The organism is Kineococcus glutinatus (genome assembly GCF_039542765.1).
Lineage (GTDB): Bacteria > Actinomycetota > Actinomycetes > Actinomycetales > Kineococcaceae > Kineococcus_A > Kineococcus_A glutinatus.
The window spans coordinates 1-1,094 of the sequence record NZ_BAABIL010000815.1 but is presented as its reverse complement, the minus strand read 5'-3'; the positions used below and the strand labels follow the sequence as shown (position 1 = coordinate 1,094).

General features: G+C 77.0%; 2 protein-coding genes. One reads left to right on the top strand and one right to left on the bottom strand.

Annotated features, from left to right (window positions below; genetic code table 11):
- Nucleotides 1-421 (top strand): Lsr2 family DNA-binding protein (locus ABEB16_RS21680; RefSeq protein ID WP_345714245.1); only part of this gene is annotated, 421 nt, incomplete at its 5' end.
- Nucleotides 422-549: 128 nt separating this feature from the next.
- On the opposite strand, the gene ABEB16_RS21675 is transcribed toward ABEB16_RS21680, so the two are convergent.
- On the bottom strand, nt 550-1,094 hold a 545-nt coding region (locus tag ABEB16_RS21675; protein ID WP_345714244.1), incomplete at its 5' end, for a PH domain-containing protein.

Sequence of the window (1,094 nt, the reverse complement as noted above, 5' to 3'; positions counted from 1 at the left end):
TGCGGCCCCCGCGCCGGCCGCCGCCGAGCCGGAGGCCCCGGCCGTCGAGGCTCCGGTGGAGACCCCGGCCCCCGCCCCCGCGGCGGAGAAGCGCACCGCCAAGCGCGGTGCCGCGAAGGCGACCAAGGCCGCCAAGACCGTCGAGGCGGCTCCCGCCGCGGAGGCGCCCGCCGAGGAGGCCCCCGCCGCGAAGCCGGCGTCGAAGTCGGCGTCGAAGTCGACCGCGAAGGCCGCCAAGGCCCCGGCGAAGGCTCCCGCCAAGTCCGCTCCCGCCAAGTCCACCGCCCCCGCGAAGTCCGCCGCCGCCGCGGTGGACGCGCGCGCCGTGCGGCAGTGGGCCGCGGAGAACGGCATCGCCGTCGCACCGCGCGGCCCCATCTCCACCAGCATCATCGAGCAGTTCCAGGCCGCCACGCGCTGAGGCGCGCAGCAGCCGTCCCACGCAGCGGGGGCGCCGGACCACGTGGTCCGGCGCCCCCGCTGCGCGTCCGGCCCGGGTTCGCCCGGGTTCGCCCGGGTACGCCCGGGTACGCCCGGGTTCGGCGGCGGTCAGCCCCTGGGGCGGCGCCTGCGGCGCCGGGCGGCGTCCGGGCCGACGGGGGGCATGCGATCGGCGCCGAAGACCTCGGCGCAGATGGTGCGGTACAGCCGGTCGGGAACCGGCAGCCAGCTCACGGTCCGCAGGGACTGGGACTGGCCCGCGGACTCCATCTGGAACTGCCCGTAGTCCAGGACCCGGCCCACCAGGGACTGGTTGTAGCTCATGTCGGTCACCTTCGTGACGGGCATCATCGCCACCTTGCGGCGCAGCACCCCGCGGGTGAGGAGCAACCGCCGGTCGGTGACGACGAACCAGGCCACCCGCCACTGCACGAACCGCCAGAGCGTGCGGGCGAGCAGCGCGAACCAGGCGAGGAACAGCACGTCCCCCACCACCGGCACCGACGGCGGCAGGGCGGTGGTGATCCACAGCAGCAGCGCGAACGCCAGCACCACGGCCCCGACCGGCGCGGCCAGCTGCACCGGGTGCCGCCGCACGGCCACCACGAGCCGCTCGCCCGGCACCCAGTAGCGGTCGAGCAGGGCCGGCAGCA